This is a genomic window from Daejeonella sp., assembly GCF_037719425.1.
Classification (GTDB): domain Bacteria; phylum Bacteroidota; class Bacteroidia; order Sphingobacteriales; family Sphingobacteriaceae; genus Daejeonella.
The window spans coordinates 1-22,026 of the sequence record NZ_JBBJNI010000044.1 but is presented as its reverse complement, the minus strand read 5'-3'; the positions used below and the strand labels follow the sequence as shown (position 1 = coordinate 22,026).

The window sequence follows — 22,026 nt, the reverse complement described above, 5'->3', positions numbered from 1 at the left end:
AGCTAATACAGAGCTTATTTATCAAAATGAAGAAAAGGAGAAACGGGCAGCGGAACTAGCCATAGCTAATACAGAGCTTATTTATCAAAATGAAGAAAAGGAGAAACGGGCAGCGGAACTGGCCATTGCTAATAATGAGCTTGTTTATCAGAACGATGAAAAGGAGAAACGGGCAGCGGAATTAGCCATTGCTAATAAGGAGCTTGTTTATCAAAATGGAGAAAAGGAGAAACGTGCGGCTGAACTGGCAATTGCTAACATAGAGCTTATTTATCAAAGCGAGGAAAAGGAGAAAAGAGCGGCGGAACTGCTTATTATAAATGAAGAGATCGCGCTTCATGCCCAACTGAAAGAGCTAAATCAAAAGAAGGACGAGTTTATAGCTTTGGCGGGCCATGAATTAAGATCGCCTCTTACCAGTTTAAGTGCTTATCTACAATTCCTGCAGCGAAATCTTAGTAACGACGAAAAAAACAAGCAGCTGGCTGATAAAGCGCTTACAAGTGTCGACAAGCTCCAGGCCCTGGTGTCCGACCTGCTGGATGTTTCAAAGATCGAGGCGGGCCAGTTATCCATGACATTTGGCGAATTTAATATCGTAGAACTGGTAGAAGAGGTTGTTGAAATGATGCATTATAGCCACCTTGGGCACAAGATCGTCACTAAGTTTAGCGCGCTGGACCTTATAGTTGATGCAGACAAGCAGCGTATTGAACAGGTGATGATCAACCTGATCTCTAATGCGATCAAATACTCGCCCAAGGCAGACCAGATAGTTGTAGCTGTGAGTGAAAAAGACAATGACATTCAGTTTTGTGTTCAGGATTTTGGAATGGGAATTAAAGAAAAGGACCAATCGGAAATTTTCTCCCGGTTCTACAGAGTTGAGGAGCTGGCAGCATTTATAGCCGGCTTGGGAATTGGCTTGTATATTTCCCAGGACATCATTATCAGGCATAACAGCATTATTTCGGTTGACAGCAAATATGGAACCGGCTCAACTTTCTCTTTTAAGCTACCGAAGGTATTACAGTAGTCGTCAAACCAGTATGCGGGAAGAATTAAATATTAGTTTGTAATGTGTACATTCTGGGGTAGATGAAATTCACATTAATACAGGTTTTTCGTGGTATAGCAGCCATGCTGGTTGTGATGCATCATCTTATTGCTAATTCTAAAAACCACCTTAATTACATTCCTTACAGCAATTTCTTTAACTTCGGATTTGTTGGGGTGGATTTCTTTTTCGTTCTAAGCGGATTTATTATCACCCATGTTCATTTTGATGATCTGAAGTCACAAGGCATCAATTCCTGGAATTTCTTTAAGAAGCGTTTTATCCGCATATATCCTATCTATTGGATTATCGCGGTGGTATTTTTACTGATATATCTGATAAGTACGCCGCAGTTCATGATCGATGCTGGTTTAACGATGGATTTAACATCCCCGCCAGTAATCAAGCTGCTCATCGAATCTTTTTTGCTTTTACCGAATCCAGATATAAGGTTGGTAGGGGTGGCGTGGACACTCTCTTATGAAATGCTGTTCTATATTGTTTTTGGGATATGTATAAGCTACGGTTTCAGGTTTTCTAAAGTTGCAGGAGCAGTTTGGGTTGTGCTCATACTCCTGTATACGTTCGCTAATACTCCGGGTGGTATCTATATGGATTTCTTTTTTAATATCCTGATTCTCGAATTCTTAATGGGCTGCCTTGTAGCTTATTTTATATGCAATCAGGTGGCTTTTTCATGGAAGTTCGCGTTTCCCATATTACTTATTCTGTTTGTATTGCTTCAGCAAACCATGCACATAAACGGGCTGGTCTTTTTTAGAGATATTGTCACGGTTACTTTAATGGGGCTGTTCTTTTCTTTAATTACCTACCTGGCGGTAAGATTCGATCAGGCAAACCCATCGTATAAGTTTCCTGCTTTTTTGGTGTTGATCGGCGATGCATCCTATTCAATCTACCTTTCACACAATATGCTGCTATCCGGACTAACCAGAACGTTCGCCTTGTTAAATCCCGGCGGTGAAGGTAAAGCTTTCTTACCTTTAGTAGCCACACTTATATTTTTGATCACTGTGTTGTCAGGGGTGTTTTTGCATTTGTTTGTAGAGAAGAAGCTGTTGAGGTTTTTTAACCAAAAGTTTTTTGCGAAGAAGGTTCGGGTTGAATCGAGGATTGCGGTGCGAGATTAGTTTTCCCGCTCATAGCCGCGGGAGGGCTTAGTACTTTTCCTTCAGCTGAAAAGTACCAAAAAGCCGCCGCTGCGTCTGCTGCTTCGGAAATTAGTGCTTTGGCCTTGTCTGTAATTACCGCACCAGCCGATGCGGATTTAAAGTGAACGGAGATTCAGTGCTTTGGCTTAAGAAACGTACCTGTCGGGCCCTAACGGAATTGGCCAGCCTGCGGCCGGCAGGGAAGCGACCTATCCCAATATCTACGTCGAGTGCTGCGCCGAATTTTGTAACGCTCCTTATACTTCTCCCACCGAAATTCCTTAGTAGTTGAGAGCTTCCTGAGTGGACAGTTGGGAGAGTCAAATACCTACTTCCTGATTGAAATAAAAAACGTCGTTCCTTCCCCTGGGACAGATTTCAAGCTTACATTTCCGTTTAAAGCGGTAACAAGATCTTTTACAGTAGAAAGGCCGATGCCGGACCCTTTCTTATTATACCTGTCGGAAATTTTTAGAGTGAAATTGTCGGAGAATATCTTTTCATGATATTCTTCAGGTATTCCCCTGCCGTTGTCTTCCACCTCAAAATGATAATGATGCTCTTCTTCTGCAAAACGAACTTTTACATAGCCCCGGTCTTTGTCGTTATAACGAATAGCATTGGTCAGAAGATTGATCATGATCTGTTCGAAGGCTATAACAGAAAGATGGATATCAGACTTTGTTTCTGGCAGTTCGATCGCGGTAGTTTCCGGGACATCAATCAGCGTGATGATCTTTTCTATAAGGGATTTGAAGTCGAATGTCTGCTTTTTAGAGATAAGCAGGTCTGGCGATTTGGAGTATTCCAGCATTTCATCTACCAATTCCAGCAAATTTTTGGTTGCTTCAATATTCATGTCTACCAGCTTTAATGAGCTTTCATCACCGCTTTTCTCATAACGCCTTTTTAAGGCCTGTGAGGTAAGAGAAATACTGGTTATAGGATTCTTGATATCGTGGGCCGCCATAGAGGCAAATTTCTGAATCAGCACATTGGCGCTCATCAGCGATTCATTTGATTTCTCAAGTATGGCTACTTTCCTTCTTAGCTCAAGCTTGTCTACAACCTGGCGTGCCAGTGTTTTTAATGCTTCGATCTGATACTCGCTCAGGTCATGTGTCTGCTGATCGAGCACGCACATTGTCCCCAGCGCATAACCATCTTCATTGATCAATGGAACACCGGCATAAAATGTGATTTCGGGGCCGCCGGTCACAATCGGGTTATCCGCAAATCGTGAATCTTTTTTGGCGTCGGGAACGATCATAATATCGTTTGATGAGGCAATAGCATGGGTGCAGAAAGAGAGCCCTCTTTCGTTTTCAGTAAAATCGGTACCGTGATGGGACTTAAACCATTGTCTTTTATCGTCAATAAAGGTAATGAGGGCGATGGGTATCTGGCAAATGGCAGAAGCAAGCGCCGCCAAATCATCAAAATCCTTTTCTTCGGCGGTATCGAAAATGTGATAAGACTGAAGGGCGAGGAGCCTTTCAGCTTCATTTTCTAATACCGGATAGTTTAGCATAGTACCTTTGAGCGCCTTTGTAGAACTAACGAAGATAAGATAATAGGTATAAACAAGGTAATGCGCGACAGGAGTTATGGAAATTTTCCTTATTCTTCATCTTAATATTAAAAAATGCACTATGAAAAAGATTATTGCAATGCTGTTGGCGGGGACTGTTGTGCTTGCGTCATCATGCTCAGAAAAATCAACAAAAGAAAGGATCGAAGTTATCGGAAGTGCTGAAACCGAAGTTACTCCTGATATTGTCTATGTCGGAATATCACTCAGGGAATATTTTGTGACCGGAACAAAGCAGCGGGTTTCCATTGAGATCCTTGAACAAAAATTGCAGGCTTCGATAAAGGCGGCCGGAATTGATTCGAAGAATTTGCTGATCAACAATGTCGCAAGCTACCAGGAATACTATAAAAGAAGCCGTGACCCACAATTTATGGCGGGAAAGCAATACCGGCTTAAATTGCCGGATGTTAAAAAACTCGATGCGATCTTGTCTTCGATGGATCCTCAGGGAATCCAGTATACACAGATAGAGGGATATGACTATTCCAATCTGGATACCATAAAAAAGAACCTGAAGATCAAGGCGCTTAAAGCGGCCCGGGATAAAGCGCTCTACCTGACCGGGTCAATTGATAAGAAGCTGGGCGAGGCGATTGAAATATCGGAAATTGTCGAGCCGGAAAACATGAACAGGCGGATGGATGCGGGCAATGGTTCACTCTATGAGACTGTTGAGCAATCGGCGGCTACGTCGAATGTTGATTTTAAAACGGTGAAGTTGAGTTCGAAGATGCGGGCGGTGTTTAGAATGGAATAAGAGAAAGTATTGATGTGCATGTCACTTTAGCTTTCTATTTCCCTGAAACGATTCTGTATATTAGAGCTTTCCCAAATATGCATGGACAGAAGAAGATTTGTTTCCCTGACAGCCGCGGTTGGCGCTGCAGGTGTTTTACCGCTTAATTGGACAGCGGCGAGGCCGGTAACTACGGGCCAGCAGGAAAAGCGTTATCAGAAGAAGGTGAGCCCGTGGCCAATTTGTCTCGATACTGCCACGATCCGCCCCGCATCATTAAAGGATAAGATCAAAATAGCGGCTAAAGCCGGATATGATGCTATTGAACCATGGGACGGTGAGCTGCAGAAGTTTGAAGCCGGGGGCGGAAATCTCAAAGATCTCGGCAAGGAAATAAAAGATCTGGGTTTATTTGTTCCAAGTGTTATTGGTTTATGGAACTCCATACCGCCAACTAAGGAACAGTTCGACAGCTCACTGAAAGACACCCGTAACAGGATGCGGATGGCTGCTGCTATTGGCGCGGAGCACATTCAGACCATAGCGAACAACGCCGGAGAGAACTATAATCAGAAATGGATGGCCGCGCGTTATCGTGAAATTCTTGAAATCGGGATCAGCGAATACAAAATCCATCCAGCACTGGTATTTGTAAAATATCAGCCTATAAAGACAATGGGCCAGGCAATGGCCATCATCATGGACGCCAACCATCCTTCGGCGATGATGATTCCTGACACCTATCATATGCATATTTCTGAGGGTGGTTTTGAATCGATAAAGCTGCTGAACGGAAGTGCAATTGCAATCTTTCAGTTTTCGGACGCACCGGCATCTCCTGCAATTGCTGACTTAGGGGATAGTCATCGTGTTTATCCCGGCGACGGAATTCTACCCCTGCAACAGATACTGCGCGATCTAAAAGCCACCGGATTCAGAAAATGTATTTCGCTTGAATTATACAACCCGGAGTATTGGAAACAGGACTTGCAGAAGGTAGCTGAGACCGGATTGGCAAAAACGCTGGAAGTGATCCGTAAGGCAGGGGTGTAAAGCAAAAAAAAGAATCGAGTATCAACCTGCCTGCCGGCAGGCAGGGTATCAAGTATCAAGACTAGGCGGATAGCGTATGCGATCACTTCAGACGTTCAGATTTCCTACTTTGTCTTCTTATACAAAACACAAGTCATTATAACCACAATTCCGAAACTAACAGCAGTAACTCCATCAATCAGGCCGGAACCAATATCCGCGCCCGTTACCTTTTCGGCCATATATTCGATAAATGAGTTGGGTAAGTTTTGCTCGCCGAGTTTGGCTTTAATCTGCCATTGCCAGTCGGTTATCGGGCAATAGCCAAAGCCATACCAAAAGCCAAGAACCACCCAGCAAAAGACGGTTGCTATTACCAGGTAAAAATGGAGTTTACGAGTTGACTGCCAGATCCAGCCAAAAAGGTTGAAACCGATTATGAAGAGATGGAGGAGGGTTAGGAGGAAGTCTAGGATCTGCACGTTTTATTAGTTGAGAGTTGAAAGTGGAGAGCCTGCCTGGCCGATAGGCAGGTTGAGAGTGACTGGATGTCAAAAGCACATCGGGAACATTCTGTTTTCTGCTGAGTTTCCACTATTTGACCATCTTACATTAATGCTGTAAAGATTGATAATATTTCTTAATTTCAGATATGGAAAGGCCGAGGCGAAATTGGGACCATATTGCCTTACCAAAAATTTCCTATGTACTTTCAATTTCAGTAATTTACATCTATGAAAATCTCAACTACCTTTAAAACTCTGCGATTTTTTATATCGTCAGGTACCTTGTTTTGCCTGTTCCTATTAACTGGTGCTGCGTCTCCTGTGAAAAACGCGACACCAAATGTGGTCCTTATTTTCCTTGATGACATGGGTTATGGTGATCTTTCAGTTACAGGCGCGCTCAATTATCAGACGCCGAATATCGACCGCATGGCAGCTGAGGGAACGAGATTTACGAATTTTCTAACGGCGCAGGCTGTCTGCTCGGCATCCCGGACGGCTCTTTTAACTGGTTGTTACCCGAACAGGCTTGGAATAAGCGGCGCTTTAATGCCGGGTTCTCAGGTCGGGTTAAACCGGGACGAAGAGACCATCGCAGATCTGCTGAAGGGAAAAGGTTATACAACAGCGATATTTGGAAAATGGCATCTTGGCGATCATCCTTCAATGCTTCCTTTGACCCAGGGTTTTGACGAATATTTTGGGGTGCCCTATTCTCATGATATGTGGCCGAAGCATCCTTATTCGCCAAGAACTAAATATCCTCCATTAAATCTTATTGAAGGTAGCCAGCCGGTTAAGGAAATAGAAAACCTGGACGATATTGCACAGCTGACCACCCTGATCACCGAACGGGCAACGTCTTTTATCCGTAAAAATAAAAGCAAGCCGTTCTTCATGTACGTACCACACCCATTGCCGCACGTACCTCTTGCTGCGTCGTCAAAATTCAAAGGAAAAAGTAATCGGGGTATTTTTGGAGATGTGATGATGGAGATAGACTGGTCAGTTGGACAGATATTAGCTGAACTGAAAAAGCAGGGACTGGATAAAAATACCTTGGTGATCTTTACCAGCGACAATGGCCCCTGGCTTAATTACGGCGACCATGCCGGATCATCAGGCGGATTCCGCGAAGGCAAGGGCACTTCCTTTGAAGGAGGGCAGCGCGTTCCGTGTATTATCCGTTGGCCGGGAGTGGTGCCTGCTGGCCGGGTAAGCAATAAACTTATGTCAACTATCGATATTTTGCCGACAGTCGCATCCATCTGCGGGGCAAAGCAGACACAGCGAAAGATAGACGGGTTTGATTTTACGGCCGTGTTAAAAGGGGACGATTCCCAGACACCGCGTCAGCAGTTTTTATATTATTTCAAGAAGAATAACCTCGAGGCGGTAAGGCAAGGGAGCTGGAAGTTGATATTTCCTCACCCCGGGCGAAGTTATGAGGGTTTTGCTCCCGGAATGAACGGCCAGCCCGGCCAGGTTAAGGATAACTACAGTGTAGCCGGTGGTTTATATAACCTGGAACGAGACCCCGGAGAGCGTTATGATGTGAAAGATCAATTTCCTGAGATGGTGGCCTCGCTGGAGAAAATTGCAGAAGCAGCGCGTGCCGACCTTGGAGATGACCTGCAGGGCCGGACCGGAGCTAATGTGCGGCAGGCGGGTAAGATTATCCCTTAGCCTGGGTTGATCAATACGTCTGATAAACCTATCTGCCCGTCCACACCGGCGCTAACCAGGCAATTGGTTTTGCAGGATTTGGTTTAGCATCAGCTCCTTCAGAATCACTTCCTCCGGCATTATAAACTCTAATGAAGAAATATTTGCTCGTTGTGTCCTTTATTACCGGGTTCCATTTTACTGAATGAGCAGGAGTCGGTTCGAAGGTTTCTACTACCACGCCATTATCCTTTAGGATCTCAACTTTTGTGATCATATCTCTCGAATTTCCTGCATCCGGGTCACTGATCTGAACATCGAATTTGAATTCGGACGCCTTGGTCAGAGTAGATCCCATGATCTGTCCGTTTACTGAGTACCGGCATTGGATATTCTGATCGAGAGCGGCATAGGTACGGCGATTCTTCATCGCATTCAGGATGTCAAGCTTAGATTTGCTCTCTGCCAGCACGAATGTTCTGGACGTATGTTTACTGATAGCTTCCGTTCCATGGTTATCATTTCCAGCGACAGGGGAGATCTTCCAGCCTAAATTAAGTGCCGTCAAAAAAGCAGCATAATGGATGTTCTTATTGGAGTTAATCATCTCCATCATCGTAATCACGTCCGTCACTTTAGCATCGCGAAAGGCAAAGCTATCGTAGGACTTAGGATCAGGATGATTGAAAGTGGCAACTACAGGCCCTTCGTTATTGTAGGCTTTAGCCGTTCCAACCCATTTGTAGAAGCTTTGAATATCGACACCCTTCTCAAGGGCATTCAGATAGGCAGCCGAATTTATCACATTGAAATGACCTTTTCCATTACCCGGGCCGTTGTTTTCCGAATGCTCATACCCGGTCAGCGCAACAAAGTTCTTATCTGTTGCTTTTTTTGCCTGATCATGTGCTGCTATCCACTGCGGATTAGTCGGACTTGTGGGATAAAAGCCGGCTTCCTGGGAATGATCGGTCGTGATGAAAAAATCGTATCCATTAGCTTTGGCTAAATCGAAATGAACCGAAGGAAGACCCTGATGTTTCTGCCAATCAGGTTTCATCGGAGAGTTGATTGCCCGTCCGACACCATTCGAGTCAATGTCCATAAACTTCGCGGCACCAGCGACTTTGCCGAGATGGGCTCCATGGGATTCTGTGTACTGTGTATGTGAATGTGTGTTCCCGGCATAGATATTATAAACCTTTGACTGGCTGAATGCTGACGCCGTACAGATAAGGATTCCGGCAAAGGCTGTGATAAGGCTTAAATTAAGTTTCATATGTTTCATCAAGTAGTGTTTTAAATCGATTGAGTTTTCAGATAATTAAATTCGCCCCATTTAACCGGATAGACACAAGAATAGAGGTTAAATACTAATCCTGTTTGAATTTGTTACACGAATTAATGATTTAGCTCAAACTCCCTGCCTCGCCTTCACCTCCAAATACTTATTGATGGTATTTACCGTCAGTTGCTGCGGGGTGCTGAGAATAGATTGGATCCCATGTCTTGCCAGCTCTTTAACTATTTGTTTCTTTTCATTGGCGAATTTCGCTGCAATGGTTTGGATATAGATCTCTTCGACGTTTCGGGCAGGAGCTTCTTTTAATTTCTGTAGCTCCGTATTTTCAAAAAAGACGACAAATAGCAGATGGAACCGGGCTATTCGCTTTAAGAAGGGAAGCTGTCTTTCCATAGCCGACATACTTTCGAAGTTCGTAAAGAATACCATGAGACTTCGTTGTTTGGCGGTAGAACGGATGGTGCTATATAACAGTTCCATATTGGTTTCCAGATAGCGCGTTTTCTCCTTGAATAACACCTCCATGATCTGGTTTAATTGGGTCGGGCGCCTGTCGGCTTGAATTACAGCCCCGATCTTCTCAGATATGGTGATCAATCCCGCCTTATCCTCCTTAAGCAAGGCGATATTTGAAAGCACCAGGCTGGCATTTATAGCATAATCGAGTAAACTTAACCCGTCAAAAGGCATTTTCATCGACCTTGATTTGTCTATGATGCAGTAAACATGCTGCGACTTTTCATCAGTAAATGAATTTACCATCAGATCTCCTTTTCGGGCTGTTGCCTTCCAGTTAACGCTGCGGTAATCATCACCACTCACATAATTTTTAATGTGTTCGAACTCCATACTGTGCCCCAACCGCCTAAGCCGTTTGATCCCCGTCTCGGACAGGCGGTTTGAAATGGCCAGGAGCTCATATTTGCGCATTTGCAAGAAGGACGGGTAAACAGGTAACGTTTCCGACTCATCAAACGAATAGCGCCTTCTCAACAAACCTAATGGTGAATGCACGTACACATGGATCTTGCCGAACTCGTACTCGCCCCGTTTAAAAGGGCGGAGCTGGTAGGAAATGATCCTGGTTTCCCGTGGCTTTAAATCTACTTTGAACCAGATATTCCTTTGCTGAAACTGGAAAGGTATCTCATCAATTACTCCGGCGCCGACAGGGAAGGAGTAGAAGCTTTCTATGTGAATGCCCAAATTATTATCGTCGCCGTTGCTCAGCCTGTCGGGTGAATCACGACGGGCAAAGATGCCATTGCCCACACGATAGAGCAATAGTATATCGATTGCAACCAGAGCAAGCAGAGTTAGAAAGAAAAGCAGAGGGATGGCTCCCAGCCAGGGGAAAAAGAACGACAGAACGAACAATACGGAAGAAAGCCCCAATCCCGCGAATAGGCGATTCTTCAGGAAAAGGTTAACATAATATTGGGTGAAAAGCACTTTCAATGTTCTGGTTAATGCTGTTAAACTATCTTGGTATCTCAATTTTTTGGATGATTTGTGCGATCACATCATCCGGGGAGATTCCCTCCATTTCTTTTTCAGGTGTGAGCATAATCCGATGCCTCAATACGGCCGGCGCTATTTTTACTATATCGTCCGGGGTTATAAAATCGCGCCCATTAATGGCAGCGATAGCTTTTGCTACATTGATTATCGCCAGAGACGCACGCGGCGAGCCGCCAAGGAACAATGACTTATTCGTCCGGCTTTCATGGATGATCTTTGCTACGAACTCGATGAGTTTAGGCTCGACATGTAAAGCCCTTATTTGCTTCCGGTATGAACGGATCTGCTCAGCTGTTATCACCGGAACAACTTTTTCCAACTGCTCCCTGGTTGTCTGTGAATGCTGCTGCGTTATTATTGCGACTTCTTCCTCAAGGGATGGGTACTTTACTTCTATTTTCAGGAGAAACCGATCGAGCTGTGCTTCGGGCAAGCGATAAGTTCCTTCATGTTCGATCGGGTTTTGAGTAGCGAGAACAATAAATGGCTCCTGCATTTGGTAGGTATGTCCATCCATAGTAATCTGGCGTTCCTCCATCACTTCAAACAAAGCAGACTGCGTTTTGGCGGGAGCCCGGTTGATCTCATCTACAAGGATAATATTACCAAATACAGGACCCTGCCTGAATTCGAAGGTGCTTTCACGCGGGTTAAATATTGATGTGCCGAGAACATCAGATGGCATAATATCTGGTGTGAACTGGATCCTGGAAAACTGTGCATCCAGTGATTTAGCGAGCAATTTAGCGGTCAGAGTTTTTGCTATGCCGGGAACTCCTTCAATCAATATATGCCCATCCGCCAAAATTCCTGCAATCAGCAGTTCGATCATATCAGATTGTCCTATAACAATACTGCCCAGGGTTGCTTTGATCTGCTCAACCGAGGCGTTAAGCTGGCTTAAATCCGTTCTTTGTCCTGTAAATTCCTGATCCATATTATGCTGATTTTTTATAAAAGTTCTCTATCTTGTTATTAAGCTCTATAAGTTGCTGATCGGTAATCTGCTCTGCGTCTGAATATCGTTTTAACATTGCCATCAGCACCCGGATTTCCGGGATCCCAATCTCCGTTTTATTGCTCAGGGTTTCAATAAACTCCTGGTCAATATAGTTGGTATTTAAGCGGTACATCGACCGGATATGTTCAAGCAGGTAGGTAATCTTCTTATCGGTCAAATTTTTATGATCTTTACGCTCGTAGTACACCTGGCCTACAACGTTTACGAATTCAACGGTGGTATTTTGTAAAGGCTCCAGAACCGGGATAACCCTTTGGCGTCTTTTTATTTCAAAAAGAACAAAGGCTATCAAGCTGAATAAAGCAATGTAATAAGCCCATCTTAATTCAGGATAATTTAATAAGACACTCAATGGGGAAGTATCCTGTGCGGGTCCCAGCGTGGAGAATTCATCCCATATCAGGTTTCCTCCGGGATTTAAATACGAGAGTGATTTTGCAGCGAACTCAGCGCCCCCGGGGTTAATCAGATTGTAATTTGTGAAGAATTGTGGGCTGGACATCAGATACAAAGCCCCTTTGCCGTAAGGGTATTTAATAAAAGTGCTGTTTCCTTTACTGTTCATCGCCAGAACAGTTGCCTTTGCAGTATCAAACCTGCTGAAATACTGGTTCCCGATATCCCTGTCGAACTTGTATTGTTTTCTAGGGTTTAACACAGGGTTTGTAAAATGCAGCAAGGACCCGGTATTCTTAATCTTAACTTCGCTGCTTATCTTTGCCTTTAAAGTATCACTCAAAAAATTGCCGAGATAATAGGTAGCTATAAACACCTTATTGCCTTGTTTCATGTAATTCACCAGCTTCTTGAAATCATAGTCGTCAAGATTTACAGTGCCAGCGATGATGAGATAATTACCCGGGTTAACCTTTTCTTCCTGAAAAACATTAAAAACAGGCTTGCGCCTGACTAAGATCCTGCTGCCAGGAAGAATATCATTGATCTGACGGTGCAACAGATATGTGCCGTAGGGGATCTTATCTTCTTTTGAATATGTTGGGGACCAGTCGACCGGCTGAGGCTTATTGTACTGCGCTATTAAATACACCATTAAGAGGATCGATCCGATTCCGATGTAAACCTTAAGATCTCTCATTATAAGCCTTTATTAAAATCTTTGAAATCATTCTGTATCTCAATAAAAGTAGGTTGGTCAATATTGAATTCACCGTACCAGATGTATTCGAACTGTCGGGTAAGGAACGTGAATTTTTCCTTTTTGCCGGAGTTAACAAGCTCAGCGACATAATTGGAATTGGTCTTGTCGATCTGCCAGGAGATTAACCCGGTATCGCTAAGTTTTTTAAGGCATTTCAGATACAACATACGTACCGCGAGCCGGTAATCCAGATTATGGATTGCCTTCTCAATCTCGGGTTCAAAGTCTATTTCATGAATGTTTTCCGGCGATTCAGAGTAGGGTAGGGGTATCGGTTTGGCTTTGCCGCTGAACATCTGCAAAACGCCTATTCCCGAAAATTTAATAAAAAGATAAATGATCAGGCCCGCCAGCACAAGGAGTGAAATGTTCTTCGTCACATTATTTGAAGCTGCATCAGAAATGACATTTGTAAACAGGCTCCAGAACCATGTCCAGAAACGACTCCATAAGGACCGGGCGGTTTGATAATCAGTGCCGTATTGAAAATCTTTTTGCGCCCTATAGCGATCGAGTGCAGGCTGATCGAAAGTACGAAGCATTATCGCGCTGCTGTCCAATCTGATAACCGGCGGTTTTTGTACAGGCGCTCCCTCAGCAGATCTATAAGAACCCGCGAGAAAAAATATCAGCAAGGTGATACGGATGATTTTTCGCAACTCCATTAATATTCTTCGGGTGCCAGGTCTGGATTAGGGGAATCTTTTTTGCCAAAACTTTTTATGCGATCCAACAGACCTGTTCCATCCTTTTGCTCGCTCAAACTATAATAAGATAAAGCGATGGCAATGTTTGGAAATACCAAAAACACCATAGTAATATGAGTAACAACGACCTGAGTTATAACACTGAGTGTGGTCATCCTGGTTACGCCTCCAAAGAAACCCCCGATACCGGCAACAAACAGTGGAATATAAAAGACAAATCCTGCCAGTGTAACAAGGATCAGCATAATGACCTGTACACCAAAGGTAGGCCACCAGTTATTCTTAATGAGTGTAAAGGCTTTACTAAAGGCAAAGCCGAGGTTTGCACTTTCCATCATCATTATTGGAAACATCAGGGAGATAATTGGGAAAAGATATATTCCGGGTATAAAGCAAAACATAAACCCAACAAGGAATAAGACAAATAACAATATTCCGCTTCCCAAAAACTTGAAGAAGTAAAATTTAACATAGGTCCAGACTTCTTCTACAGTGGGAACTTCGTTCCCTTTTTCTTTGTACAAATGAATAAATGCCAGCGATGTTAGGGTGATTGCCGTGTAAGTCATCATAGAAAATAACATGGCGATGATATATTCAAACCCTAATAAGTTTGACAGGACGCTAAAAGAATCCCTGGGGGCTCCAGCAAAACCATTTTTCATCCCTTTCATCATTCGGAACTGCTGTAAAAGAGAAGCCAGTAAGCTACCGACAACAAAAAAGCCGCATATCACTCCATATGCTCTCAGGAGTGGCTTCCATGTCTGGAAAATAAATACAAATGTGTCATTAATAACCTCGCCGAAATCGCGGATTTTCCTTGGTTCAAAACTTTCTTCCATTCGTTGCTTTATAAGCTAGTGATTTAAATAATTGATTTGGATAGAGGATGACGTACCAAATGATAAATAGCAGGGACGTTCCCAGGATGAATATACTCAGCCAGGCAGGCATTGTTGTGTGCCGCGTGACAAAACCTTCCAGAAATGCTGCAAAAACCCATATCGGTACTATTCCGATACAAATCTTCATGCCGTCTTTAGCCCCGCGTTTAAAGGATTCCATGCGCTTATAGGTCTTTGGGAAAAGGATGCTGTTCCCTAAGACCAAACCCGCACCGCCGGCTAAAATAATGGCGGAGATCTCGAGCGTGCCGTGGATCCAAATTACAAGGACTGACTGTAAGCCAAGTCCCTTGCTAAAAAAATAGTATTCAAAAGAACCTAGCCTGATACCCTCTTTTATCAGAATGATGACAGAACCCGCAGACAGAAAAATGCCACTCGCAAATGTGTAAAATGCCACCTTCAAATTATTTTGAGCGATATAGTAAAACATGGGAAGCTCGGAAGCTTGTTTGTAAACCCCGAAAGGATCACCCTTAGCTATATTTTCCTCCGTCATGTTGATGTATTGTTGTCCCATAATGATCCTGAGAAATTGCTCATCATACCGGGCAGAAAGAATACCAATGAGGAAGGCACTGACGAAAAACATCAGCGAATAGAACATCGCCCGCTCATATTTTTTAAATAGCAGGGGTAATTCGATTTTCCAAAATAATATAAACCTGTTTGACTTCTCTTTCTTATTGCGATAAAGTGTCTGATGGAATCGTGATGCTAGCCCATTAAGGTATTCTGTAGTTTTCGACCTGGGATAAAACGTCTTGGCATATGCTAGATCGTCCGTTACTTCCAGGAAAAATTGGGCAAGCTCGTCCGGGTTGTCAGATCTGAAGCTCTCGTACTTTTTCCATTTTGGGGAATTATGCTTTACAAACAAAGCTTCTCTCATTGGTAGATGATTCGAATATTCTGTTAAAATAATTACATTTTTTAATTAATTCTAACAATATTGTTGAACAATATAATTTCCGATGCAAACAGTAAAAATCCATACTTCTCAAAATATAACTATTGATTATCCTGTTGCCGGCCTTGGTGAAAGGATACTTGCCAGGCTAATCGATGTGGGCCTTTTTCTGGCAATTTACTTTTTGATGATGTTTGCTTCGTCGTATTCCACGCCCAGTGGAGTTGGAAGAAACCCGACAGTTATTGTATGGATATTTGGTTTTCTTTTTTGCTTTTATGACCTGGTCTGTGAAATGTTTTTTAATGGGCAGAGTATTGGCAAAAAGATGATGAAGATAAAAGTGGTGAGCCTGGATGGAGCAAGGCCAACACTGGGGCAGTATTTACTACGGTGGGTGTTCAGGATGGTGGATTTTTCAATCACTTTTCATTTAGCTGCTGTGATCTCCGTAGTTTCGACTCCAAACAAACAACGTATTGGAGATCTGGTTGCAGGAACAACCCTGATAAAAACCGAACCGCGTGCACAGCTGAATAATTTGGCCTTTATTCCTGAGGATGAAAATTATAAGCCGGTTTATCCGGAAGTAATCCACCTGACAGACAAGGAGATTTTATTAATTCATGATGTGATAGCCAGTTATTCGGCTAGCGGGAATGATAACCTGCTTTATAATATGAAAACCCAGGTTCTGGATCATCTCGGAATTAAAACACAGGGCTACGTTGGTGAGCTGGAGTTTCTGGAAACCATTGTAAAGGACTACAATCATCTTGCTGTAAGGATGGAAACAATTTAATTGCCTGCATTCGCCAGCTTGACTGCATAAGAAAGCACTATTGTTGAAGCAGAAACGAGAACCATGGCTCTCGTGACCATCTCCGAATTTTTAACTGTATATCGCGTTCGGATAATACTCCATACAATAAGCAGGAGAATTGGGGTTGTAGCCGGATATAGGAAAAAGCTATTTTGTATATCTCCTTTTATCAGTGAAAGAATTGACCGTTGAAAGCCACAGCCCGGACAATCCCATCCGGTTAAGGTTTTAAACAGGCATCTGAATAGGTTATGCTCAATCCATTCCATTAGTTAAGTTGACAGTTAACATTGCCAGTTGACGTCTGAAAGGCCACTTTCAATTTTCAACTTTCCACTTTCCACTTTCCACTTTCCACTCATTAAGATTTTACTCCCTGAAACTCTGCTGACACATTGTATAGCTCATACCAATCCTGGTGATCCAGATCTATGGAAAAGCTATTCGCTATGTTTTTAATCCGTTGTTCGCTGGTGGTTCCTATCAAAGGAATAGCTCCAAGCTTTACAAGCCAGGCCACGGCGAGCGCCTCGATGTCTGCATTATACTTTGCGCTAAGCTCTTCAAGCTTTTCGCGGACACGCGTTGCCTGAATCCCGGTTCCGTTGGCAATTTCGCCTTCGGCCAGTGGAGCAGATACCAGAGCCTGCATGTATTTTTGTTTGATATAATCCAGCTGCCCGTTATCCAGTGCTTGTGTTTTTAATAGATTAAACTCGATGTGATTGGTTACGATAGGCTTTCTTAAGTATGAGCTTAGAAGCTGATGCTGGAACACAGAGAAATTTGCTATTCCTATATTTTTGATCTTTCCCGAGTCTGCAAGCTTTTCAAGGATTAGTGCCGTTTCCTCCAGGTTGGAGATCGGGTCAATCCTGTCCAGTAAAAAAATATCGATATAATCAGTTCTTAACTTTTTCAGGGACGCGTCTACACTTTTTGTAATGTGTGAAGCAGAGGTATTGTAATGCCTTGTTCTGATGTCTTCATTCTGAGGATTGGGGATTCGCAAGCCGCACTTGGTAAAAATCACGACGTCTTCGCGCTTAAATGTATTTTCAGCAAGGAGTTCTCCAAACAATTCTTCACACTGATAGCCGCCGTAACTGTCAGCATGGTCAAAGGTGTTTATTCCTAATTCCAGGCACAAGCTAACTATGTTTTTTAAAGTGGCCCGGGGATCTTTGACGTCCTCCCATCTGTAAAATCCGTACACTGCAGGAGAAACCTTCAAGCCGGTATCACCCATATATATCTTTTTCATCTGTTTATTTTGGTTTTTAAAGGTGATGAACCTGCCTGCCGGTAGGCAGGGCTATCATGATTTGATAATGATTTCCTGCGGCATTGGCAAAATCATGATGGTTGCATATTCAATTATATTAGAGGTCGATGCAAGTTAATCAATCTGGCATATTTACTTCTGAAATTTTCTGAAATACTGGTCCCCTCCGGGTGGGCAAAAATGATGATACTCGCACATCATCCAATGGGACTATGTATTGTTTCTATGCAGTGTAGTGCCGTTACTCTACCGAGTATATATATTATGGAGATGTAAATGCAAAGAACATTTATTACATTTATTGTCTATATTACTAAATATGAGGCTAACCGGCGCTGAGATTAAGGATGAAGAGTTGCTGCAGCAAATTAAACAGGGCAGCAAGCAGGCTTTTAACATCCTTTATGAGAGGCATTGGGAAACCACTTATGCGAATGCATACAAACGTTTAAAAGATCATCCGCAATCTCAAGATATTGTGCAGGATATTTTTGTACATATCTGGCTGAAACAAGAAGAGCTTTCAATTAGAAATATTTCAGCGTACCTTGCCGTATCGGTGAAGAACCGTGTATTCAAGGCTGTGGCAAAACAGGACCTGATTTCACCTTTTTTGGATATCCTGCAACAACTTCCAGCCACCTACTCAGAAACTGATGCAAACATTCGCTGGAAAGAATTTTACAGAAGTTACGAGGCGATTTTAAAAGCTCTTCCTTCAAAACGCCAGGTTATTTTCCGTCTTCGATTTCAGGAAGACCTTCCCACAAAGGTCATCGCAAATAAACTGGGGCTGTCTGTAAAAACGGTTCAGAATCAGCTAGGAAAAGCAATTGAGCAATTACGCGTTTCCTTAATCCACCTGATGGCCATTATGGTAGTCTTTTTTTCAGATAACTGATCCCTGATAAAAATATTTTCAATCCTGATGGGAGATTCTTCCATTTCCGGGTCTTATCTATACAAGGTCTTCACAAGCAATTAAACATCCTATGGACAAATCCACCTTCCTCAGACTGCTTCATAAATACCTTGATGGACATGCAAATTCTGAAGAGAAACAATTCTTATCAGGCTATTACAACTTGTTTGAGTCGGAACCTGACGTCGTGGTTTTGATGCGGAGTAATCAAAGAAATAAAACCAAAGATCAGATTCAACAAGAGATATGGAAAAACATTGCTTTAAAAAATTATGGTACCACTGGGGTGCGGCCCCTCTGGCGTAACTGGGTCGCCCGGATTAGCGCCGCCGCGTTAGTTCTTATTGTAAGTACGGCTGCAGTGCTCTATTTTATAAATCACAAGCCGGCGAAACAGGTAGCTCTCGTCCGTTCAGTTGAAAACAAGGGGCACCGGCTTATTCGTTTAGCCGATGGAAGCACTGTCATTGTCGGCAGTGGCAGCAAGTTGAATTATCCTTCATCGTTCGATGGGATGGATAAGCGCGAGGTTTACCTGGAAGGACAGGCATATTTCGACATTAAACATAACTCTTCCAAGCCATTCATTGTGCATACAGGAAGGCTCGAAACGACTGTTTTGGGAACAGCTTTCAATATTAAAGCGTGGCCGGCAGAGGAAGATATTATAGTTACAGTAACTCGCGGAAAGGTTAAAGTAGATGATCATCATAAATTACTTGGCGTAATCACTCCAAACCAACAGATCACCTATCATAAGCCTGAGAAATCTGCAAGTCAAAAAAAGGTTGATAGCCAGGCCTATTTAACCTGGAAGGATCAGGATCTTTTGTTTGATGACGTAACCGTAGCGGATGCGGCCGAACTCCTGGAGGAGCGTTTCAAGGTTCGCATCAGCTTCAGCGACGAGCAGATCAGGTCCAAAAGATTCTCTACCATTTTTTATAAGGACGAGAGCCTCGACCACGTACTGAAAAGTATATGTGAGTTTAATAATGCGGCGTATCACTTCAACAAAGAAAATGCAACTATAGCTATCAGTAGTAGAGAATAATAACGGGTTAATCTTTATCAGACATGAACTTTTCTCGAACATCGCTCCCGCCCTAAAAAAACCTCTGAAAAGTACCAGCAAAGCAGGCTTTTCAGAGGGTGTATTGATCCGACGGCCATCGGAGCAGATACATTGCGTTTTAAATTACTCCCCTTGCGGGTAAGATGTATTGATCACTTAAAACAGTTAAAAATATGATTTTTTTTACCATTTCTGAGCATATACGGGATAATAAAATATTGAATCCTGTTGATAAACATCTCATTTACACTTCGCTACACCGATATATTATGAGAATTGGAATAGTTTCATTCGTTATCATTGCAACAAGTATCCAGTTGTTTTCGGCGACACCTGTCAGAAGCCAGGCCATTAGTCAGGTCGAGATCCGCCTTGAGCTGAAAAACGAATCGCTGCTGAAAGCATTTCAAAAGATCGAGGCACAAAGCCCGTTTCACTTTATGTACCGTAAAGAGGATGTACAGGAGATCCGGAATTTACGGGTTCCCTCTGGCAGGCAATCTGTGGAGGCATTTTTAAAGGTTATCCTTGCCAATACCAATTTGAAATACAGGCAGGTCGATAAGCAGATCCTGATTACTCCCAGCGAAGAAGTACCCATTGCCGAGTCTACTGTTCTAACATCCGATCCAGCAGTGGCATATAAGGATGTGATCGTGCAGGGAAAGGTAAGTGATGGAAAAGGGCAGACCCTTCCGGGTGTAAGCGTTAAACTAAAGGGCAGTAACAAAGGAGTTTCAACTGATGCAAACGGCAATTACAGTATTACATTGCCGGACGCAAACGGAACGCTAGTCTTTTCCTATCTGGGATTTACGCCATTGGAGATAGCTTTGAATGGCCGACAAAGACTGGATGTAACCATGAATGAAGATATTACTTCATTGAACGAGGTGGTCGTAATAGGTTATGGTACCCAAAAGCGCTCCGACATTACCGGTTCAGTGACTTCCGTTCCTAAAGAACGGCTTACTAACCTGCCGGTGACCAACGTACTGCAGGCAGTAGAGGGATCTGTAGCTGGCTTGAACATAACTACAAACTCAACTGCTCCGGGCAGTAACATTGAGGTGTTGGTGAGGGGCAAGAATTCTATCGGGGCATCATCAGGGCCATTCATTGTGGTAGATGGTATTCCCATTACTTCTCAGGGAGGCCTCACTAATGATATTAACCCTAATGATATCGCTTCAATAGAAGTTTTAAAGGATGCATCAGCCGTAGCGATTTATGGAACCCGCGGATCGAACGGTGTTATTCTTATTACTACCAAAAGAGGGACTACGGGCAAGCCAAGGATTTCATACAATACCTATGTGGGCCCTGAATTTAAAACCAACCTGCTTCCGCTAATGAGCGGCGAACAATATGTGGAGAAGAACCTGGAATGGGCCAGGCAAACTGGCGGTACAATTGCTCCTGTTCCTAATTCCAGCGAATTAGCCAATTATAATGCGGGGATTACTACGGACTGGATCAACGAAATATCACAGCAGGGCTATTTACAGGATCATAACCTGAATATCTCCGGGGGAACAGAAGATATTAAATACTACATTTCAGGTGAGTTTTTGGATCAGAAAGGTGTTTTAAAAGGTTACCAGTATAAACGGGCTAGTCTGCGCTCAAACCTGGATGCCAACTTAACCAGCTGGTTAACTGCCGGCGCTTCACTACTTTATTCATCAAATAATTATGATGGAGGGAAGGTTAATTTTCTGCAGGCAGGGAAAATAAGTCCGTACGGACAAAATCTCGATGCAAAAGGAAACTATATTTTCTTCCCCATGGCTCCTGATACATTTTATGAACACCCGTCTTTGGGACTCAATAATGATGTATTTAATCATGCAAAAAACATGACAGGTAACTTCTATACTGAATTAAAGCCTGCTTTTGCCAAAGGATTAAAATTCAGGTTTAACGGGAGCTACTCATTTGTCCCGAAGAGGGAGAATTTTTATGCCGGACGAAACTCCAATAATCCTGTGGGAAGTGCCCGGGCAAATAATAGTGAAACAAATAGCTGGATCATTGAAAATATCCTGACCTACGACCGTACCTGGGGTAAGCACCGTATTGATCTTACTGGATTATATAGCGCCCAAAAGTCTACCGCTTTTAGTACGGGGATCCGCGCTAACACGTTCATTAATGATCAGTTGGGTTATAATGGTATTGAGGCAGCTGCTGTACCTACGGCCAGCTCAGGATTAGTTGAGGAGCAATATTTATCGCAAATGGGAAGACTGAATTATTCGTTTGCGGGAAAATATCTTTTTACAGCTACGGCACGACGCGACGGTTTCTCAGCATTCGGCGTAAATACAAGTAAATACGCCACATTTCCTTCTGTTGCACTTGCATGGAACATATCACAGGAAAATTTTATAAAAAATATTCAGGGTATAAATAACCTGAAATTAAGGGTTTCATACGGGACAACCGGCAACCAGGCCATTGACGCTTATGGAACTATCACGAAGTTGGGCAGTGTGCAATACATCTACAATGCAGTAACCACCACCGGGGTTACTGCTAATGTACTACTGGGTAATCCGAATCTGAAATGGGAAAGCACAACAGGTACTAACCTTGGACTGGACTTCAGCCTATTAAAAGATCGTATC

The 22,026-nt window shown here is 43.1% G+C and carries 20 protein-coding genes; 9 read left to right on the top strand and 11 right to left on the bottom strand.

Annotated elements, in window-relative coordinates; translation table 11 throughout:
- Both WKF69_RS07905 and WKF69_RS07900 read left to right on the top strand, forming a co-directional pair.
- Positions 1-1,036: HAMP domain-containing sensor histidine kinase (locus WKF69_RS07905; RefSeq protein ID WP_340381040.1), on the top strand; the 1,036-nt coding region annotated here is incomplete at its 5' end.
- 62 nt (positions 1,037-1,098) lie between these two features.
- Positions 1,099-2,208 carry an acyltransferase gene (locus WKF69_RS07900; protein WP_340381038.1) on the top strand — a complete coding sequence of 370 codons (1,110 nt, stop codon included), beginning with the start codon at positions 1,099-1,101 and terminating at the stop codon, positions 2,206-2,208.
- 349 nt (positions 2,209-2,557) lie between these two features.
- Here WKF69_RS07900 and WKF69_RS07895 read toward each other — a convergent pair whose 3' ends face one another.
- Positions 2,558-3,760 (bottom strand): GAF domain-containing sensor histidine kinase, encoded by a 1,203-nt coding sequence (locus tag WKF69_RS07895; protein ID WP_340381036.1) that lies wholly within the window; start codon positions 3,758-3,760, stop codon positions 2,558-2,560.
- 121 nt (positions 3,761-3,881) lie between these two features.
- Here WKF69_RS07895 and WKF69_RS07890 point away from each other — a divergent pair, with 121 nt between their 5' ends.
- Together WKF69_RS07890 and WKF69_RS07885 are read left to right on the top strand one after the other, a co-directional pair.
- Positions 3,882-4,580: an SIMPL domain-containing protein gene (locus WKF69_RS07890; RefSeq protein ID WP_340381034.1), complete on the top strand. Its 699-nt coding sequence runs from the start codon at positions 3,882-3,884 to the stop codon at positions 4,578-4,580.
- Positions 4,581-4,661: 81 nt separating this feature from the next.
- Positions 4,662-5,612: a TIM barrel protein gene (locus tag WKF69_RS07885; RefSeq protein ID WP_340381032.1), complete on the top strand. Its 951-nt coding sequence runs from the start codon at positions 4,662-4,664 to the stop codon at positions 5,610-5,612.
- Positions 5,613-5,716: 104 nt separating this feature from the next.
- On the opposite strand, the gene WKF69_RS07880 is transcribed toward WKF69_RS07885, so the two are convergent.
- Positions 5,717-6,073, bottom strand: a complete 357-nt coding sequence (locus WKF69_RS07880; protein WP_340381030.1) for a DUF2784 domain-containing protein — start codon at positions 6,071-6,073, stop codon at positions 5,717-5,719.
- A 252-nt stretch (positions 6,074-6,325) separates the two neighbouring features.
- On the opposite strand from WKF69_RS07880, the gene WKF69_RS07875 reads away from it, so the two are divergent.
- Complete coding sequence (locus WKF69_RS07875; RefSeq protein ID WP_340381028.1) at positions 6,326-7,783, top strand: sulfatase; 1,458 nt, start codon at positions 6,326-6,328, stop codon at positions 7,781-7,783.
- A gap of 28 nt (positions 7,784-7,811) precedes the next feature.
- Here WKF69_RS07875 and WKF69_RS07870 read toward each other — a convergent pair whose 3' ends face one another.
- The 7 genes from WKF69_RS07870 to WKF69_RS07840 form a co-directional block, all read right to left on the bottom strand.
- On the bottom strand, positions 7,812-9,050 hold the full coding sequence (locus WKF69_RS07870) for a hypothetical protein (protein WP_340381026.1): 1,239 nt from the start codon (positions 9,048-9,050) through the stop codon (positions 7,812-7,814).
- A gap of 126 nt (positions 9,051-9,176) precedes the next feature.
- Entirely contained in the window at positions 9,177-10,562 is a 1,386-nt protein-coding gene (locus WKF69_RS07865) for a DUF58 domain-containing protein (protein ID WP_340381024.1), read from the bottom strand.
- Positions 10,546-11,523 carry a MoxR family ATPase gene (locus WKF69_RS07860; protein WP_340381022.1) on the bottom strand — a complete coding sequence of 326 codons (978 nt, stop codon included), beginning with the start codon at positions 11,521-11,523 and terminating at the stop codon, positions 10,546-10,548. Before WKF69_RS07860 ends, WKF69_RS07865 begins: the two co-directional genes overlap by 17 nt.
- Position 11,524: 1 nt before the next feature.
- Entirely contained in the window at positions 11,525-12,703 is a 1,179-nt protein-coding gene (locus WKF69_RS07855) for a DUF4350 domain-containing protein (protein WP_340381020.1), read from the bottom strand.
- Positions 12,703-13,431 carry a hypothetical protein gene (locus tag WKF69_RS07850; RefSeq protein WP_340381018.1) on the bottom strand — a complete coding sequence of 243 codons (729 nt, stop codon included), beginning with the start codon at positions 13,429-13,431 and terminating at the stop codon, positions 12,703-12,705. Before WKF69_RS07850 ends, WKF69_RS07855 begins: the two co-directional genes overlap by 1 nt.
- On the bottom strand, positions 13,431-14,318 hold the full coding sequence (locus tag WKF69_RS07845) for a hypothetical protein (protein WP_340381016.1): 888 nt from the start codon (positions 14,316-14,318) through the stop codon (positions 13,431-13,433). The genes WKF69_RS07850 and WKF69_RS07845 overlap by 1 nt, the downstream gene beginning before the upstream one ends.
- Positions 14,302-15,273 carry a stage II sporulation protein M gene (locus tag WKF69_RS07840; RefSeq protein ID WP_340381014.1) on the bottom strand — a complete coding sequence of 324 codons (972 nt, stop codon included), beginning with the start codon at positions 15,271-15,273 and terminating at the stop codon, positions 14,302-14,304. Before WKF69_RS07840 ends, WKF69_RS07845 begins: the two co-directional genes overlap by 17 nt.
- A gap of 82 nt (positions 15,274-15,355) precedes the next feature.
- Between WKF69_RS07840 and WKF69_RS07835 the strand changes: the two genes are divergently transcribed.
- Complete coding sequence (locus WKF69_RS07835; protein ID WP_340381012.1) at positions 15,356-16,093, top strand: RDD family protein; 738 nt, start codon at positions 15,356-15,358, stop codon at positions 16,091-16,093.
- On the opposite strand, the gene WKF69_RS07830 is transcribed toward WKF69_RS07835, so the two are convergent.
- Together WKF69_RS07830 and WKF69_RS07825 are read right to left on the bottom strand one after the other, a co-directional pair.
- Entirely contained in the window at positions 16,090-16,383 is a 294-nt protein-coding gene (locus WKF69_RS07830; RefSeq protein ID WP_340381010.1) for a DUF2752 domain-containing protein, read from the bottom strand. The genes WKF69_RS07835 and WKF69_RS07830 overlap by 4 nt on opposite strands.
- Before the next feature lie 92 nt (positions 16,384-16,475).
- A complete protein-coding gene (locus WKF69_RS07825) occupies positions 16,476-17,378 on the bottom strand; it encodes an aldo/keto reductase (protein ID WP_340381008.1) in 903 nt (300 codons plus the stop codon).
- Between the two features lie 340 nt (positions 17,379-17,718).
- On the opposite strand from WKF69_RS07825, the gene WKF69_RS07820 reads away from it, so the two are divergent.
- From WKF69_RS07820 to WKF69_RS07810, 3 genes are all read left to right on the top strand, one after another.
- Entirely contained in the window at positions 17,719-18,300 is a 582-nt protein-coding gene (locus WKF69_RS07820; protein WP_340381006.1) for a sigma-70 family RNA polymerase sigma factor, read from the top strand.
- 91 nt (positions 18,301-18,391) lie between these two features.
- A complete protein-coding gene (locus WKF69_RS07815; RefSeq protein WP_340381004.1) occupies positions 18,392-19,375 on the top strand; it encodes a FecR domain-containing protein in 984 nt (327 codons plus the stop codon).
- Positions 19,376-19,665: 290 nt separating this feature from the next.
- A partial coding sequence (locus WKF69_RS07810; protein WP_340381002.1) for a SusC/RagA family TonB-linked outer membrane protein occupies positions 19,666-22,026 on the top strand: 2,361 nt, incomplete at its 3' end.

What these genes read in the sequence shown, in the direction of transcription:
- WKF69_RS07900 (WP_340381038.1), top strand. Translation starts at nt 1,099, where the DNA reads ATGAAATTCACATTAATACAGGTTTTTCGTGGTATAGCAGCCATGCTG.
- WKF69_RS07895 (WP_340381036.1), bottom strand. Translation starts at nt 3,760, where the DNA reads ATGCTAAACTATCCGGTATTAGAAAATGAAGCTGAAAGGCTCCTCGCC.
- WKF69_RS07890 (WP_340381034.1), top strand. Translation starts at nt 3,882, where the DNA reads ATGAAAAAGATTATTGCAATGCTGTTGGCGGGGACTGTTGTGCTTGCG.
- WKF69_RS07885 (WP_340381032.1), top strand. Translation starts at nt 4,662, where the DNA reads ATGGACAGAAGAAGATTTGTTTCCCTGACAGCCGCGGTTGGCGCTGCA.
- WKF69_RS07875 (WP_340381028.1), top strand. Translation starts at nt 6,326, where the DNA reads ATGAAAATCTCAACTACCTTTAAAACTCTGCGATTTTTTATATCGTCA.
- WKF69_RS07870 (WP_340381026.1), bottom strand. Translation starts at nt 9,050, where the DNA reads ATGAAACATATGAAACTTAATTTAAGCCTTATCACAGCCTTTGCCGGA.
- WKF69_RS07860 (WP_340381022.1), bottom strand. Translation starts at nt 11,523, where the DNA reads ATGGATCAGGAATTTACAGGACAAAGAACGGATTTAAGCCAGCTTAAC.
- WKF69_RS07855 (WP_340381020.1), bottom strand. Translation starts at nt 12,703, where the DNA reads ATGAGAGATCTTAAGGTTTACATCGGAATCGGATCGATCCTCTTAATG.
- WKF69_RS07850 (WP_340381018.1), bottom strand. Translation starts at nt 13,431, where the DNA reads ATGGAGTTGCGAAAAATCATCCGTATCACCTTGCTGATATTTTTTCTC.
- WKF69_RS07845 (WP_340381016.1), bottom strand. Translation starts at nt 14,318, where the DNA reads ATGGAAGAAAGTTTTGAACCAAGGAAAATCCGCGATTTCGGCGAGGTT.
- WKF69_RS07840 (WP_340381014.1), bottom strand. Translation starts at nt 15,273, where the DNA reads ATGAGAGAAGCTTTGTTTGTAAAGCATAATTCCCCAAAATGGAAAAAG.
- WKF69_RS07835 (WP_340381012.1), top strand. Translation starts at nt 15,356, where the DNA reads ATGCAAACAGTAAAAATCCATACTTCTCAAAATATAACTATTGATTAT.
- WKF69_RS07830 (WP_340381010.1), bottom strand. Translation starts at nt 16,383, where the DNA reads ATGGAATGGATTGAGCATAACCTATTCAGATGCCTGTTTAAAACCTTA.
- WKF69_RS07825 (WP_340381008.1), bottom strand. Translation starts at nt 17,378, where the DNA reads ATGAAAAAGATATATATGGGTGATACCGGCTTGAAGGTTTCTCCTGCA.
- WKF69_RS07820 (WP_340381006.1), top strand. Translation starts at nt 17,719, where the DNA reads ATGAGGCTAACCGGCGCTGAGATTAAGGATGAAGAGTTGCTGCAGCAA.
- WKF69_RS07815 (WP_340381004.1), top strand. Translation starts at nt 18,392, where the DNA reads ATGGACAAATCCACCTTCCTCAGACTGCTTCATAAATACCTTGATGGA.